Annotated in this window: 10 protein-coding genes; all 10 read left to right on the forward strand. The window is 64.3% G+C overall.

The annotated features are described in order from the left end of the window. Positions 1–2: 2 nt before the first annotated feature. The 10 genes from AC04SI_RS00760 (at position 3) to AC04SI_RS00805 (ending at position 15,081) form a co-directional block, all read left to right on the forward strand. The gene (locus AC04SI_RS00760) at positions 3–632 is read left to right on the forward strand and encodes an HD domain-containing protein (protein ID WP_488473788.1); all 630 of its coding nucleotides are present in this window, start codon (positions 3–5) and stop codon (positions 630–632) included. Then, entirely contained in the window at positions 629–1,723 is a 1,095-nt protein-coding gene (locus tag AC04SI_RS00765; protein WP_404274878.1) for a carnitine 3-dehydrogenase, read from the forward strand. Before AC04SI_RS00760 ends, AC04SI_RS00765 begins: the two co-directional genes overlap by 4 nt. A 4-nt stretch (positions 1,724–1,727) precedes the next feature. Beyond that, positions 1,728–2,891, forward strand: a complete 1,164-nt coding sequence (locus AC04SI_RS00770) for an acyl-CoA dehydrogenase family protein (protein ID WP_404274880.1) — start codon at positions 1,728–1,730, stop codon at positions 2,889–2,891. Between the two features lie 64 nt (positions 2,892–2,955). Continuing rightward, complete coding sequence (locus AC04SI_RS00775) at positions 2,956–5,034, forward strand: acetate--CoA ligase family protein (protein ID WP_404274882.1); 2,079 nt, start codon at positions 2,956–2,958, stop codon at positions 5,032–5,034. After that, on the forward strand, positions 5,027–5,809 hold the full coding sequence (locus AC04SI_RS00780) for a carnitinyl-CoA dehydratase (protein ID WP_120011890.1): 783 nt from the start codon (positions 5,027–5,029) through the stop codon (positions 5,807–5,809). The genes AC04SI_RS00775 and AC04SI_RS00780 overlap by 8 nt, the downstream gene beginning before the upstream one ends. 21 nt (positions 5,810–5,830) lie before the next feature. Next, positions 5,831–6,772 (forward strand): alpha/beta hydrolase, encoded by a 942-nt coding sequence (locus AC04SI_RS00785; protein WP_488473789.1) that lies wholly within the window; start codon positions 5,831–5,833, stop codon positions 6,770–6,772. A gap of 418 nt (positions 6,773–7,190) precedes the next feature. Beyond that, complete coding sequence (locus AC04SI_RS00790) at positions 7,191–9,152, forward strand: hypothetical protein (protein ID WP_488473790.1); 1,962 nt, start codon at positions 7,191–7,193, stop codon at positions 9,150–9,152. A gap of 10 nt (positions 9,153–9,162) precedes the next feature. Then, positions 9,163–13,011, forward strand: coding sequence for a DUF7929 domain-containing protein (locus AC04SI_RS00795; RefSeq protein ID WP_488473791.1), 3,849 nt, complete (start codon positions 9,163–9,165; stop codon positions 13,009–13,011). Positions 13,012–13,138: 127 nt separating this feature from the next. Further along, the gene (locus AC04SI_RS00800) at positions 13,139–14,797 is read left to right on the forward strand and encodes a hypothetical protein (protein WP_488473792.1); all 1,659 of its coding nucleotides are present in this window, start codon (positions 13,139–13,141) and stop codon (positions 14,795–14,797) included. Positions 14,798–14,814: 17 nt separating this feature from the next. Then, positions 14,815–15,081 (forward strand): hypothetical protein, encoded by a 267-nt coding sequence (locus AC04SI_RS00805; RefSeq protein ID WP_488473793.1) that lies wholly within the window; start codon positions 14,815–14,817, stop codon positions 15,079–15,081. The last annotated feature ends 243 nt before the right edge of the window (positions 15,082–15,324 follow it).

Below are 15,324 nucleotides of genomic sequence, written 5' to 3' on the forward strand. Positions count from 1 at the left end.
AGATGACTACCGTCAAATTCACCGCGATGAAGGATGGCGACAGGGAAGACTATGAGTTCCTGACCACGCATGAGATCGACTACGCTGCCAGGACCGGCGAGCGGCTGCTCGATGCACTGGTGCAGCTCGACGAGGGCCTGTCCGGCTACAAGATCACCCGGCTCGGCCATTCGCTGCAGGCGGCCACCCGCGCCTGGCGTGACGGCGCCGACACGGACTGGATAGCCTGCGCCCTGCTGCACGACATCGGCGACATCTACGCGCCCTACAACCACGACGAATATGCGGCTGCGATCCTAAAACCCTTCGTACGCGAGCAATGCACCTGGGTGGTGGAAAAGCACGGCGATTTCCAGCGCCTCTATTACGCCCATCATCTCGGCGGCAATCCTCACGCGCGCGACCGCTTCGCCGGGCACGCCTACTTCGACGATTGCGACCAATTCTGCGAGCGCTGGGACCAGTCAAGCTTCGACCCCGACTACGAGACGCTGCCGATGGATTTCTTCCGACCTTTCGTGCTCGAAGTCTTTGCCCGCAAGGCCTACGACCCATTGGTCATCCGCGCCGGCGAGCGCGTGCCCCTCATCGATCCAGACATGGCGAACACAAGAACCGGAGCCTCCGCATGAGTATCATCAACAAGGCGGCCGCCATTGGCGGCGGTGTCATCGGCGCCGGCTGGGTGGCGCGGCTGCTCTTGAACGGCATTGACGTGTCGATCTTCGATCCCGATCCAGAAGCCTCCCGCAAGGTCGGCGAAGTGATGAAGGGCGCGCGGCGCGCCTACAAGCAGATGCTGCCCGGCGGCCTGCCCAAGGAAGGCAAGCTCACTTACGCCAAGACCATCGCCGAAGCGGTTTCCGACGCTGACTTCATCCAGGAAAGCGTGCCGGAAAGGCTCGACCTCAAGCACCGCGTGCTGGCCGAGATCGACGCCCATGCACCCGCCAATGCCATCGTCGGCTCCTCGACCTCCGGCATCAAGCCGACCGACATGCAGGTGGCGATGAAGAAGCATCCGGAGAGGCTGGTCGTCGGCCATCCGTTCAATCCGGTCTACCTCTTGCCGATCGTCGAGATCGTCGGCGGCGAGCAGACCTTCCCCGAGGCGATCGAGGTCGCCAGGGAGATCTATGCCTCGATCGGCATGAAGCCGGTGGTGATCCGTAAGGAGATCGAGGCCTTCGTCGGCGACCGCCTGCTCGAAGCGGCCTGGCGCGAAGCGCTGTGGCTGATCAAGGACGGCATTTGCACCGTCGAGGAACTCGACGACATCATGCGCTATGGCTTCGGCCTGCGCTGGGCGCAGATGGGCATGTTCCAGGTCTACCGCGTCGCCGGCGGCGAGGCCGGCATGCGCCACTTTATGGCGCAGTTCGGACCCTGCCTGCAATGGCCGTGGACCAAGCTGATGGACGTGCCGGAGTTCAACGACGAACTGGTCGACCTGATCGCCACCCAGTCGGACGACCAGGCGCACGGGCTGTCGATCCGCGAGCTGGAAAAGATCCGCGACGACAATCTGGTCGCCATCATGGAAGCGCTGTCGAAGCAGAACAAGGGCAAGGGCTGGGGTGCCGGCGCCTTGCACAAGGACTACACTAGGCAGCTGGCCAAGCTGGCAGCGAAGAAGCCGACCGCCTCCAAGGCCGCCGAAAAGGCCAAGGCGAGCAAGCCGGTGAAGAAAACCGAAAAGCCGAAGAAAAAGAAGAAGGGCTGAGACCATGGACTTCGGTCTGTCGGAGGAGCAAAAACTCATCGTCGAGACGACGCGCGCGTTCGTCGAAAACGAGCTTTACCCGCATGAGCAAGAGGTGGAGCGCACCGGCGTGCTGCGCCGCGAGCTGATCGAGGAGATCAAGGTCAAGGCGATCGAGGCCGGGCTCTATGCCGCCAACATGCCAACGGAAGTCGGTGGCGCCGGGCTGGATACGGTGACCTGGCTGCTCTACGAAAAGGAACTCGGCCGCGCCAACTACGCGCTCCACTGGACCTGCGTGGCGCGTCCTTCCAACATTCTTCTGGCCGGTACGCCGGAGCAGCGCGAAAAATATCTGTTCCCATGCATCCGCGGCGAGAAGTGGGACTGCCTGGCGATGACGGAGCCGGGCGCCGGCTCCGACCTGCGTGGCATGAAGGCGACCGCCGTGCAGGACGGCGACGACTGGGTGCTGAACGGCACCAAGCATTTCATCAGCCACGCCGACCTCGCCGACTTCGCCATCGTCTTCATGGCTTCGGGAGAGGAAGAGTCTTCGCGTGGAAAACGCAAGAAGATCACCGCCTTCTTCGTCGACAAGGGCACCAAGGGTTTTACGGTGCGCGACGGCTACCGCAACGTCTCGCATCGCGGCTACACCAACGCCATCCTGGAATTCGACGACTGCCGCTTGCCGGCGAGCCAGGTGCTCGGCGAGGTGCACAAGGGCTTCGATGTCGCCAATTCCTGGCTCGGCGCCACCCGCCTGCAGGTCGGCGCCACCTGTCTCGGCCGCGCCGAGCGTGCGCTTGGCCATGCCGTCGAATATGCCGCCCAGCGCCAGCAATTCGGTCAGCAGATCGGCAAATTCCAGGGCGTGTCGTTCAAGCTCGCCGACATGGCGACCGAATTGAAGGCCGCCGACCTGATGGTGTTCGAAGCCGGCTGGAAGTACGATCAGGGCACCGTCACCGACCAGGACATGGCCATGGCCAAGCTGAAGGCCACCGAGATGCTCGCTTTCGTCGCCGATGAGGCGATCCAGATCCATGGCGGCATGGGCCTGATGGACGACCTACCGCTGGAGCGCATCTGGCGCGACGCCCGCGTCGAGCGCATCTGGGAAGGCACTTCGGAGATTCAGCGACATATTATTTCGCGGGCGCTGCTGCGTCCGTTCGGGGCTTAGAGCATGATCGCCAAAGCCGGATTCCGGTTATTGGAAAAGATCGAGCTCAAACGAAAAGATGACCATGCATAAACTCGAACGTCTCCTGCGCCCAAAATCGGTTGCCGTATTCGGCGGGGCGCAGGCTGCCGCCGTGGTCGCCCAGTCGATCAAGATGGGCTTTGCCGGCGAGATCTGGCCGGTGCACCCGACCAAGGACGAGGTCGCCGGACGCAAGGCCTATCGTTCGGTCGCCGATCTTCCGGGTGCACCCGATGCCGCCTTTGTCGGCGTCAACCGGCATCTTTCCATCGAGGTGGTCAAGGCACTCGCCGAGCGTGGCGCCGGCGGCGCCGTCTGCTTTGCCGCCGGCTTCCTCGAGACGGAAGCCTATGACGAGGATGGCGAGCGTCTGCAGGCCGAGCTGGTCGCCGCCGCAGGCGAAATGCCGATCATCGGCCCGAACTGCTACGGCCTGATCAACTATGCCGACGGTGCGCTTTTGTGGCCCGACCAGCATGGCGGCATCAGGCTGGCCGAGGGCGGCCGAGGCGTCGCTATCATCACCCAGTCGTCCAACATCGCCATCAACATGACGATGCAGAAGCGCGGCCTGCCGATCGCCTTCCTGATGACCGCCGGCAACCAGGCGCAGACGGGCCTGTCCGAAATGGCGCTTGGCCTGATCGAGGACGAGCGCGTCACCTCGCTCGGGCTGCATATCGAGGCCTTCGATTCGGTAGCCGGCTTCGAAAGACTGGCAGCGCGCGCCCGCGAGTTGAAAAAGCCGATCATCGCCATGAAGGTCGGCCGCTCCGAGCAGGCCAGGCAGGCGACCGTCTCGCACACCGCTTCGCTGGCCGGCTCGGACGCCGCCTCGGGCGCGTTCCTGAAGCGGCTGGGCATCGCTCGCGTCGATTCCATCCCCGCCTTCATCGAGGCGCTGAAGCTGCTGCACGTCACCGGCCCGTTGCCTGGTTACCGGCTGTCGTCGATGAGCTGTTCGGGTGGCGAGGCGTCCGTGATGGCCGACAGCGCGGAAGGGCGCTGGGTCAATTTCCCGGAGCTCACCCACAAGCACCGCGCCCATGTCAAATCGACGCTCGGGCCGTTGGTCGCGGTCGCCAACCCGCTCGACTACCACACCTTCATCTGGAACAACGAGCCGGCGATGACCGCCACCTTCACCGCCATGGTGTCGGGCGGCTTCGACCTTAACATGCTGGTGCTCGATTTCCCGCGCCCGGACCGCTGCTCGGATACCGATTGGTGGGCAACCTTGCGCGCTTTCGAATCGGCGCTCAAGACCAACAAGGCGCAAGGCGCGATCGTCTCGTCGCTGCCGGAAAACCTGCCTGAAGAGTACACGGCAGGCCTGATGGCGCGCGGCATGGTGCCATTGTTCGGCATTTCCGAGGCGATGGACGCCGCCCAGGCGGCCGCCTTCATCGGCTGGGCCTGGCGCGAGCCGCAGGCGCAGCCGATCGACACCTCGGCATCGGGCGCGCCGGTAGGCGGCCATGTCACGCCCGACGAGGCCGAAGCCAAGGCGCGACTGATCGAGGCCGGATTGCCGGTGCCGAAAGGCGAGCGTGCCGGCAATGCCGTCGAGGCGGTGATCTCGTCCATGGCGCTCGGCTTCCCCGTGGCGCTGAAGGCTTTGGGCGTCACCCACAAATCCGAGATGGGCGCCGTGTTGCTCAACCTCAAGGATGCCGAATCCGTCAGCACCGCCGCTCATGATCTCGGCCCGCTGGGCACCGGCCTCTATGTCGAGCGCATGGTGCGCGACGGCGTTGCCGAACTGATCGTCGGCTTCACCCGCGACCCGATGTTCGGCGCGGTGATGACGCTGGGCACCGGCGGCGTTCTGGTCGAGCTGCTGCGCGACAGCGTGACGTTGATGCTGCCGGCGACGCGCGACGACATCGAGGCCGCGTTGCGCAGCCTGAAACTCTACCCGCTGCTCGAAGGCTATCGCGGCCGGCCGAAGGCCGATGTCGCTGCGGCCATCGAGGCGATATCGGGCATCGCAGCCTTCGTGCAGCAGAATGCCGGCGAGATCGAGGAACTCGACATCAACCCACTGATCGTCTGCGCCGAAGGCAAGGGCGCCTGGATCGCCGACGCTCTGCTGGTGCTTGGAGAAAAGAAGAATGGCTGACGTCATTTCGACCCGCCGCGAGGGCACGATCCTCGAAGTCACGCTCGATCGGCCGAAGGCCAATGCCATCGACCTCAAGACATCGCGGCTGATGGGCGAGACGTTCAAGGCATTCCGCGACGATCCTGAGTTGCGCGTGGCGATCGTGAAGACCGCCGGCGACAAGTTCTTCTGCGCCGGCTGGGATCTCAAGGCCGCTGCCGGCGGCGATGCTGTCGACGGCGACTATGGCGTCGGCGGCTTTGCCGGCCTGCAGGAATTGCGTGACCTCAACAAGCCGGTCATCGCCTGCGTCAACGGCATGGCGGTCGGCGGAGGCTTCGAGCTGGCGCTGTCCTGCGACCTCATCTACGCCTCGGACCATTCCTCCTTCGCCCTGCCCGAAATCCGCGCCGGCACGCTGGCCGATGCAGCAACGATCAAGCTGCCGAAGCGCATTCCCTATCATGTCGCCATGGATCTTCTGCTCACCGGCCGCTGGATGGATGTCGCCGAGGCGCATCGCTGGGGCCTGGTCAACGAAGTGCTGCCCAAGGAAAAGCTCGAGGACCGCGTCTGGGAGATCGCCCGCCTGCTCGCCAGCGGCCCGCCGCTGGTGTTTGCCGCGATCAAGGAAACGGCGCGTGTTGCCGAGGCGCTGACCTTCCAGGAGGCGATGAACAAGGTGACGCGCCGCCAGCTGCCGACCGTCGATGCCCTCTACGGTTCCGAGGACGGCATGGAAGGTTTTCGCGCTTTTGCCGAAAAACGCGACCCGGTGTGGAAGGGCAGGTAGGACGCAGTCCGTTCAGCAGCCATGACCGACTACAAAACCCTCATCGACGCCGAGACCTGGGCCTTCATCGAGCGCACCAATTCCCATTATCCGCCCGATACGATCGACTACACGATCGCCGAGCAGCGTGCGATCTATGACCGCATGTGCTGGGAATTCTTTGCCGGCTATCCGCGAGGCGTGACGGCTGAAACCACCGTCATCGCAGCGCCCACTCACGACATCCCGATCCGCATCTACCGCAACGCGACGCCGAACCCGGCCGCTATGGTGCTCTATGCCCACGGCGGCGGCTTCATTCTTGGCGGGCTGGACAGCCATGACGATGTCTGCGCCGAACTTTGTGCCCGCACCGGCTACGAGGTGGTCTCTGTCGACTATCGGCTGGCGCCGGAGCATCTTCACCCCGCCGCCTTCGATGATGTATTGGGCGCCTTCGAATGGGCCGCCAAGACTTACAACTGCCCAGTCCTGCTGTGCGGTGACAGCGCCGGCGGCAATCTCTGCGCCACCGTCAGCCATGCGACGCGCGGCCACGCTAGAAAACCGATCGGCCAGGTGCTGATCTATGCGGGCCTTTTCGGCGACCGTTCGAAGGGTTCCTACGTGACGCATGCCGAGGCGCCGATGCTGACGGTGCGCGATATCGAATACTACAAGCATGTCCGCACCGGCGGCGTGGATCGGACCGGCGACATCACCCTGTCGCCGCTCGCCGACGCCGATTTCGCCAACTTGCCGCCGACCGTGCTGATCACCGCCGAATGCGACCCGCTGTCGTCCGACGGCGAAGCCTATCGCGACCGCATCCTTGCCGCCGGCGGGCGGGCCTTCTGGTTCGAGGAGCCGGGGCTGGTGCATGGCTATCTCAGGGCCCGGCACACTGTCGGCCGGGCTCGCGCAAGCTTCACCGGCATCGTCGATGCGGTGTCGGCGCTGGGCAGGGGCGACTGGATATGGTGAAGCCTTCGCCATTTGCGCCGATCCGCAATGACGGCGCCTTGCCGTCAGTCACTTCGATCCAACTGAGCGACCAACGCACGAGCCTTCGTCTCGGCCAATGAACCTTTCCGCCTCCGTCCGCGACTGACGTGAGGTGCCGCATGGTGCGGCCCGGAAAGGAAAGCCCGCCATGACCAGACACCCAGAGGCTCCATGGTCTCCGGGAACAACAGAAGCTCAGCGCGACCACCGCCTTAGGGACGGAGTCGATGCGCTGGGCTTTCCGCTGATTCCGTTGACCCTGCGTAAGAGCCAGCGTATCGTGACCAGGAGGAAAGCAGACAATTCGATCAGGGACGAACGTGACGGAACGCCGCGCCTTGCCCTGATTCGCGCGGCGAGACCGGACGTTTCTCCCGTATCCTGTGGGGGGAATGTCATGTCTCGCGATCACGGCTCGTTCGTGCCCTCTCGCGCTGGCCGTTTGCGCCGCGCAAGGCAAACCGCCAGCGCTTTGCTGGCATTGGCGCTGACCGCCGGCCTGTGGCTGGGCAGCCCTGCCCAAGCGCAGGAAACCCAGATCATCTATCCCGGTTCGATGGCGGTGACCGGATTTTCCGGCACCATCATTCCCGGCTTCGAGGAAGGCCTGCCGCCCGGTGTCGATCCGGTCGACGAAACCTTCATCGACACCACGCGCGCAACCTTGCGCGTTTTCGACGTTTCAGGGCTGGGTGGACCGGCCTCGGGCCAGCTCGTCTACACGCCGCCGCCCTTCGAGGTGACGGCCGAGCAGATCGGCCAGGTGTTCGCCCTTGCCTATGACGACGGCGTGCGCGACGGCGTTCCCTCGGGCATTCCGAACCTCTATGCCGGTGCCACGTCGCTGCACGGCATCCGCATCGTCACGCCTGATGAAGACTCCGACGGACGGCCGGAACGCCAACGCCGCGGCACGGCGGGTGCCACCTTCATGGACGGCCAGTTCGGCATCGAGAACGGCGGCGGTCCCGGCACGATCTGGAAGATCGACGGCATCACCGGCGCCGTGTCCAAATTCTCCGACATCGACACCAACAGCGGTCCCGGCATCGGCGACATCAGCTTCGACGCCATCCACCGCCAGTTCTTCGCCAGCGACCTCGACACCGGCCTCATCCATCGCATCGACGCCAACGGCGCGCTGATCGACAGCTTCGACCACGGCGTTGCCGGGCGCCCGGCGCACGGGCTCGCCCCCGTCGCCGACGACGGCGCGGTGATGGATATCCAGGGGGCTGCCTTCGACAGCGAAGACCCCGACAGCTGGGGCTATACGCAGGACGAACGCCGCGTCTGGTCCGTCGCCTATCATGGTGGCCGGGTTTACTACTCGGTCGGCGAAAAGGCCGAGATCTGGTCGGTGGGCATTGCCCGCGACGGCAGCTTCGCCGGCGATCCGCGCTGGGAGCTGACGGTCAAGGCCGACAAGGACTACGCCGTCACCGACATCGCCTTCGACAACCAGGGCTTCATGTACCTGGCGCAGCGCGGTCCGGTGGAAAACCGCTACGACTACAGCCAGTTCGCCGATTCCGGCAAAGGCGAAGTCATCCGCTACTGGCGCGAGAACCCGGACGATCCCTCGACGGAATCGGTCTGGGTGGAAGCGCCGCAGGAATATGCGGTCGGCTTCCCGCAAGGCAACCGGCAGTCGGCCGGCGGTCTGGACCTGCAATATGGCTATGACGCGGACGGCAATCTCGACACCCGCTCCTGCGCCGACACGCTGGTCAACACCGGCGACAAGTTGCGCGACAATCCGGCATTGGCCGAACAGCTCGCCACCGGCGGGCCATCCGCCGTGCACGGCGTGCAGATCACGCCGACGCCGCTGGTCAAGCCAGCCAACGTGCCGCCCTTCGGCTCGTGGTTCGTCGACTTCGACGGCTATTTCGAAGACCCAGAGGTGGAAGGCCATGTCGGCGACGTCGAGGTCTGGCGCCCCTGCGAGGGCCGTGCCGGCTATTATGAGGAGATTCCGGGCGGCTATCTGCCACCGTTCTATCCGCCGGACTTCCCACCGCCCGGTGATCTGCCTCCATGTCTCGATGTGGAAGACGTCCAGTATTTCTGCACGCCCTCCGGCCTCGAGGCCGATCTCTATCTCCATGACCATGCCGGCTTCGGCGGCGATTCGATCAAGGCTTCGTCCAGGACGCCAGGCGTCGGGGTAACCTCACCCATGTCGCATGCGCCCGACGCGCCCTACACGATCAACATCACCGGCCATTATCCGGGCGACACCGTCAATGTCGGGCTCTGCTTCTACAGGCAGTCCGACCGCGACAAGGGCGGCTACTTCCCTTGCTGCAAGATGACCGTGCCACTCAGAACGCCAGCCGTCAGCTGCGAACCGTGAGGAGGGAAAGATGATGAATCTCGCACTTTCCCCGCTCGCCCAGAGCAACCGGTCGACCAGCACGCAACCAACCGTCATGGAGACGATCATGAAACCCCTGTCACTCGCCAGGCGCGGCGCGCGCTGGCTGATGGCGGCCGGTATCGCGGTCGCCATGCTGACGCCGGTACAAGGCTTCGCGCAAGACGCTGTCCCGATCAGCCCGGAGCTGAGGCTCGACCTCGACAATTCGCGTGTCGTCAATCCGAGGCCCGACCGGATCGTGCCTTTCTTCACCAAGAAAGGCACTCAAAGAGGCTGCGACTACGTCGTCTATTCGCTGAGCTTCGGCTTGCGCGGCGATCCGCAGGGCTTTGCCGATCCAAGTCTCATAGCCAGACTGAAAAAGATCAGGGTCGACTTCAAGGACCAGCTTCCGCACGGCCTCGAGATCGTCAATGTGAACGTGTCCGGTGACGGCACCGATTCGTCCGGCGGTCCGCTGCCGGGTGCGACGATCAGCACGTCGGCAGATCCGAACGACACGGCGACGGTTTCCGATTTCCGGATTTCCGCCGCCGATCTCGACGGCGTCGGCGCTCCGAACGAGCGCATCATAAATTTCCGCATCACGGCCAAGATCGATCATGCGGCCTTTCCCGCGCCGCCGATCGTCGACAACCAGGGTCTGATCACCGTGACCGCCGGACCAGGCACCGCGAAGATCATCCCGTCGCAGGATCCGAGCAAACCGGATGATGGCGATTTCCTCACCGGCGAAAAGACCTCGATCAAGATCGACCTGACCAAGTGCAACCGGCCGCCGCCACCTCCCGGCAAGGAGTGCTTCAAGGTGGAGCGCGGCAAGGTCGATTGCGTGCCCGGTGGCGGCGCCTTCATCTACCACATGCCGGTTGGCCCGGAGATGGGCGGCAAGTGGGTGCAGGTGTCGACGACGACGCCGGGCATCACCATCATCCCCGACACGCAACTGGTGCCGGCGGGCGGCGGTGTGCTCAACTGGAAGATCGTCGGGACATCGCCCGGCGACGTCATCCACCTCATCGTCACCGGTATCGAGACCTATGCCGGCCCGGAGGAAGGCTGGGGCCTGTGCTGCACGCAGACCATCGACATCGTCATTCCGCGTGACCTCAGATGCCCGCCCGACAAGGAGCCGGACCTCAAGGTCGAGAAGCGCGCGGACGTGACGCGTTGCACGATGGCCGGCGGCTGCGACTTCACCATCAGGGTCACCAATGTCGGCGGCGCGCCCTATCACGGCAAGATCCTCCTCGACGAGGTGACGCTGCCGGCCGGTTCCACGCTCGATTCAGGGCCGAATCCGCCCTGGGTCTGCGTGCCCGGAGCAACGCCGATGACGTGCACCCATCCGGTGACCACGCTCAACCCGGGGGCTTCCGTCGACCTCAAGCTCGGCTTCAAGCCGGCCGGGGGCTGGCAAGGCGGTGCTTTGCGCAACTGCGCCACCTACAATCATGGCGCCAGCGGCAAGCCGTTGTTCGGCAGCCAGCAGAACGATCGCGGCTGCGCCTCGATCCCGATCTGCCGGCGTGGCGATCGTGATCCGGAATGCCGGCCGCCGGTCGAAAAGAAGGTCGACCTGATCCTGAAGAAGCGTGCCCGCATCCCGGTCTGCACGCCCGACGGCATATGCTACTTCGTGATCGACATCATCAACAACGGCAGCGTCCCCTATAACGGGCCGCTGACGGTCATCGACAACTATCCAGGCGGCGCGCCGGCATCCTCGACCTTCGGTCCGAGCCCGCCCTGGACATGCGGACCGAATGGCCCCGGCCAGTTCCGCTGCGACAATGCCGGCATCGTGCTGATGCCGGGCGCCTCGACGCCGATCGTCGTCAAGGCGGTGATGCCGGCCGGATATCAGTCGGACACCGTCGAGAACTGCGCGGCGGTGAAGCCCATCCCCGGTGAGGTCGACCTCACCAACAACAAGGCCTGCGCCAAGGAACGCTTCCGTCATCCCAATGGCGGCAAGCCGACCCTGCGCATCACCAAAGTGTGCAACGGCTCGCTCGCCGGTGCCGCGGTCATCTCGTGCCGCATCACCGTCATCAGCCTCGGCACCGCTGCCCCCACCGGTCCGGTGCGGGTCAACGATGCGGCGACGTTGGTGGCTGGCGGCGCGCCGGTCCAGATCCAGACCGTCACTCCTGACGGCGCGGAATGGGCTTGCGGACCGGTCCCCGCCAATGCGCTGTCGTGCCAGATTCCCGGCGCCGTGATGACGCCCGGAACCTCAAGGCATTTCGACGTGACGGTCTCGGCCAATGGCGAGTTCGAGAACTGCGCGCGCGGCTCCTACGGGCCGGCGCCGGGAGACGACATCGTCTACCCGATCGGCCAGGCTTGCGCCAAGGGCGGCGGGGTCTCCACCATCCGCGTCGAGAAGACTGGCGACAGCGAGTGTCTGCCCGGCCGGCCCTGCACGTTCGAGATCACCATCACGAATGACGGGACGACCCCCTTCTCAGGTCCGGTCCGCATCGGTGATGCGATCGGCGTGGAGGGCCTCGGCAGGCTGGAAGGCGTTGCGATCACCTCGATCGAGCCGCCCTTCGGCTGCTCGCCGGAACCGGCAACCTTGCCCCTGTCCTGCATCGCCAATCTGACGCTCGGCGCCGGGGAAAGCCACGTGCACACTGTCACCGTGGTCATTCCCGACGACGGCCGTCTGGCCAATCTGCAGGGCACGGTCAACGGCCAGAACTGCGTTGGCGTCCTGTCTCCCGACACAAGGGTACAAGGCGGCGGCGACGTGCTTTCTGGCGATCAGGCCAACATCCAGGACGATCGCGGCAAGGCCTATGCCTGTCATCCCTTCACCATCAAGAACGAGGTGGAGAAGGAATGCTCGCAAGGCTTCGTCATGAACGATGCCGGCAGGTGCGTCTGCCCGCCCGGCACCACCTTCCGAAACGGCCAGTGCTCGCCCGGCGGCGGCGTCATCACCGACCCGAAGCCGAAGCCCTGCGTCCTGCTCAAGGGCCAGATCCGCACCGAGGACGGACGTTGCATCTGCCCGCGCGGAACCGAGCTTGAGAATGGTGCCTGCGTGAAGGTCACGCAGGGCTGCACCATCCCCGGTTCGGTCCCGACAGCGGACGGCAACTGCCGCTGCCCCGCCGGCACGCATCTCGACAGGAATGCGAATGCCTGCGTGCGGGACAAGCAGAAGCCCGAGCAGTGCACCATTCGCGGTCAGGTCCATGACGCAGACGGCGATTGCGTCTGCCCGAGGGGGACCGAGGTGCGCAATGGCGCCTGCCGGCCGATCAGGCCGAAACCGGAGCAGTGCACCATTCGCGGCCAGGTCCACAACGCCAACGGCGATTGTGTCTGCCCGAAAGGAACTGAGGTGCGCAATGGTGCCTGTCGCCCGGTCCGGCCAAAGCCGGAGCAGTGCACGATCCGCGGCCAGGTCCACGACTCCAACGGCAATTGCGTCTGCCCGAAGGGTACGGAGATCCGCAATGGCGCCTGCCGGCAGAAGAAGCCTCAGCTGGAGCAGTGCACCATCCGCGGCCAGGTGCATAACAAGCGCGGCGAATGTGTCTGCCCGCGTGGCACCGAGGTCCGTGACGGCGCTTGCCGCAAGGTTCGGCAGGAATGCGCGCCGGGCTCGCAGCTGATCAACGGCCAATGCCAGCCGATCATTATCAGGCGCTGCCCCTCCGGGACGACTGGAAGATATCCGAACTGCGTGCCGATCCCCAGGCAGCCGGAGATCAACCCGAACCTGCTGCTCAATCCGAACATCCTCCAGCAGGTCCTGCCAAGGCGCGCGCCGCAGGTGGACCAGCAGGATCCGGCCACCCTGAACTCCAAGCCGTAATCCTGGCACCAAAAGACCAAACCCCGCCGGAGCAATCCGGCGGGGTTTTTCGTGGCTTGATTGATTGCGTGAACCTTGATGCGGCAAGCGGCGACCAACGCCTGAAGGAACACATCAGGAGAGAGATATGTCTTCAGTCAGCTACGCCTTTCGCAATACGGTTGCGACCGTTGCCTTGCTCGCAGCCGGACTAGCCACCACCTCCGCCTTCGCCGAACAGGCCAACATCAAGTCGATGTCCTTCGACACGCAGAGCGTCAACACCACCCTCCATGTCGTCTCGAGCGACAAGCAGAAATGGGATACGCTGAAGAGCGGCACAGTCCAGTTCTGGGGCCACATGAAGATCAATACACGCTGGCCCGGCTATGTTCAGGATGTCGGCGTCGCACTCGGCGTCTGCGGACCCGGCCAATGCGGCGTTTTTCCGCCGATCTGGAGCGACGCGCCGGTCAGCCGCGACTACGACCACCAGGAAAACTTCGCCTTTGACCCGTCCAAAATACCGCTGTCGTCCGATACCGGCATTGCCGTCGTGCCCTATGGCGACCAGATCATCGCCAAGTGCAACCAGCACCTGCAAGCCGACGGACCGACGAAATCCTACACGTTCAACCACACTTTTCACGCCAGCTTCACGGCGCTTACCGACAAGGCGCTCGACATGGACAATGCCGTCGCCGAAACCCAGCCGGGCAGCTGGCCTTATCCACTCTTCAACTCGCACTACGCCGAGCACGGCACGTTCCAGGTCCAAATCGTCTGCGATCCGGTGATCAAGCCCGCGGTCCAGGACGTCGCTGCCGATTTCGGCAAGTTCGAGGTCGACAACGTCAAGCTGTTCTTGACCACCTACCAGTCCAATCAACCGGGCTCGACGCCCGGCACGGTCTGCCCCTCGCTGAAGGTTACCAGCCGGGCGCAGGCCAACCAGGCCGGGCCGGTCTCTATGCGCATCTGGCGACAGAAGGACGGCGGACCGATCACCTCCGAGTTCAAGCAGGCGTGGGCGTCATATGACGCGGCCAAGAACGGCTATTTCGCGACCTACGAGAAATGGGAGAATGTCGGCGCAACTGCCTACTTCCAGTATAAGACCGAAATCGTCGGCAATGGTCCGTTCGAACCCTTCGACGGCTGGAAGGACATCACGGTGCATTGTACCGGCGCCGGCGGCGGCGGCTTCACCGACGCACCGCAGGCCGATCCCGACAACCCGCCGGCAAAGGCCGATTGGCAGGGCGAAGTGACCTTTTCCGATAGTGCCGGAGGAAAGAAACTGTGCCCACGCAAGGGCCAGGTCGCATTCGAAGTGAGCCGCGACGAGCCCGGCGCGTTCCACTACAGGATCAGCTGCTCGAACGGCGCCTTCTTCACCGGAACCAAGGTCGCCTTCAACGATGGCGGTGCGTTCAAGGCGAGCGCTTTCCACGATCTCAGCATCGTCAGAACCCGCGCGATCCAGTGCACGCTGCAGGAGATCAAGCAGAATGGCACCATCGCCACCGTCGATACGGACAAGGAGGATTTCACCTGCATAAGCGCACCTTCGAACCGGAGGCCGACGATCTTGTCTCCAGCACGCGTCCGGACTTCGGCAAGCCCAGGCAGCCTCCGGTGGTGGTCGATCCAGGCCGCAAATGCCTGCCCGGCCAGAAACAGGTGGGTAGCAAATGCATCGACAGGCCGCTCGTTGCCGCGTGCAAAAGCACCGAGAAGCTCGTCAACGGCAGGTGCATCGGCGTCAGCATCCACTGCCTGCCGGGCTATCGTCAGCTCGGCTTGAAATGCGTGAAGAACCCGGTGATCGCCGACAAATGCAGGCGCGACGAACTGCGCATCAACGGCAAATGCGTGCGCAAGCCTCCCGTCATCATCGACTGCAAGCGCGGCTACCATCTGGTCGGCAAGGCGTGCGTGAAGGACGCGATCATCACCACTGGCTGCCGGGCAACCGAAAAGCTGGTGCGTGGACATTGCGTGCCCAAGCCGGGCGTGACGGACTTGCAGAAGTTGAAGCAAGGCAGGCCCAGGTCTCTTCTGCCGGGGCAGGCCAAGCTGCGGCGGTAGGCGAACTGAAATCCTGACGCATAGGAAGGAGAGAGGCGGCTGAGGCTGCCTCTCTTCTTGTGTGGAGAACGCACCGGCGCCGGATTTCTGTCGACAAGCAGCGTCGGGACCATTAGAGCGACGTGCGTCCATTTGGACGCACAAAGTACGCTCTAACACTTTTGAATCTACGCATCGTGCTTTCCGAAAATCGGTTCCGATTTTCGGGCCGATACGTTAGGGAGCGGGTTCCAAGAACGGGAA

It is taken from the genome of Mesorhizobium sp. CNPSo 4689 (assembly GCF_057784325.1).

What these genes read in the sequence shown, in the direction of transcription:
- AC04SI_RS00760 (WP_488473788.1), top strand. Translation starts at nt 3, where the DNA reads ATGACTACCGTCAAATTCACCGCGATGAAGGATGGCGACAGGGAAGAC.
- AC04SI_RS00765 (WP_404274878.1), top strand. Translation starts at nt 629, where the DNA reads ATGAGTATCATCAACAAGGCGGCCGCCATTGGCGGCGGTGTCATCGGC.
- AC04SI_RS00770 (WP_404274880.1), top strand. Translation starts at nt 1,728, where the DNA reads ATGGACTTCGGTCTGTCGGAGGAGCAAAAACTCATCGTCGAGACGACG.
- AC04SI_RS00775 (WP_404274882.1), top strand. Translation starts at nt 2,956, where the DNA reads ATGCATAAACTCGAACGTCTCCTGCGCCCAAAATCGGTTGCCGTATTC.
- AC04SI_RS00780 (WP_120011890.1), top strand. Translation starts at nt 5,027, where the DNA reads ATGGCTGACGTCATTTCGACCCGCCGCGAGGGCACGATCCTCGAAGTC.
- AC04SI_RS00785 (WP_488473789.1), top strand. Translation starts at nt 5,831, where the DNA reads ATGACCGACTACAAAACCCTCATCGACGCCGAGACCTGGGCCTTCATC.
- AC04SI_RS00790 (WP_488473790.1), top strand. Translation starts at nt 7,191, where the DNA reads ATGTCTCGCGATCACGGCTCGTTCGTGCCCTCTCGCGCTGGCCGTTTG.
- AC04SI_RS00795 (WP_488473791.1), top strand. Translation starts at nt 9,163, where the DNA reads ATGATGAATCTCGCACTTTCCCCGCTCGCCCAGAGCAACCGGTCGACC.
- AC04SI_RS00800 (WP_488473792.1), top strand. Translation starts at nt 13,139, where the DNA reads ATGTCTTCAGTCAGCTACGCCTTTCGCAATACGGTTGCGACCGTTGCC.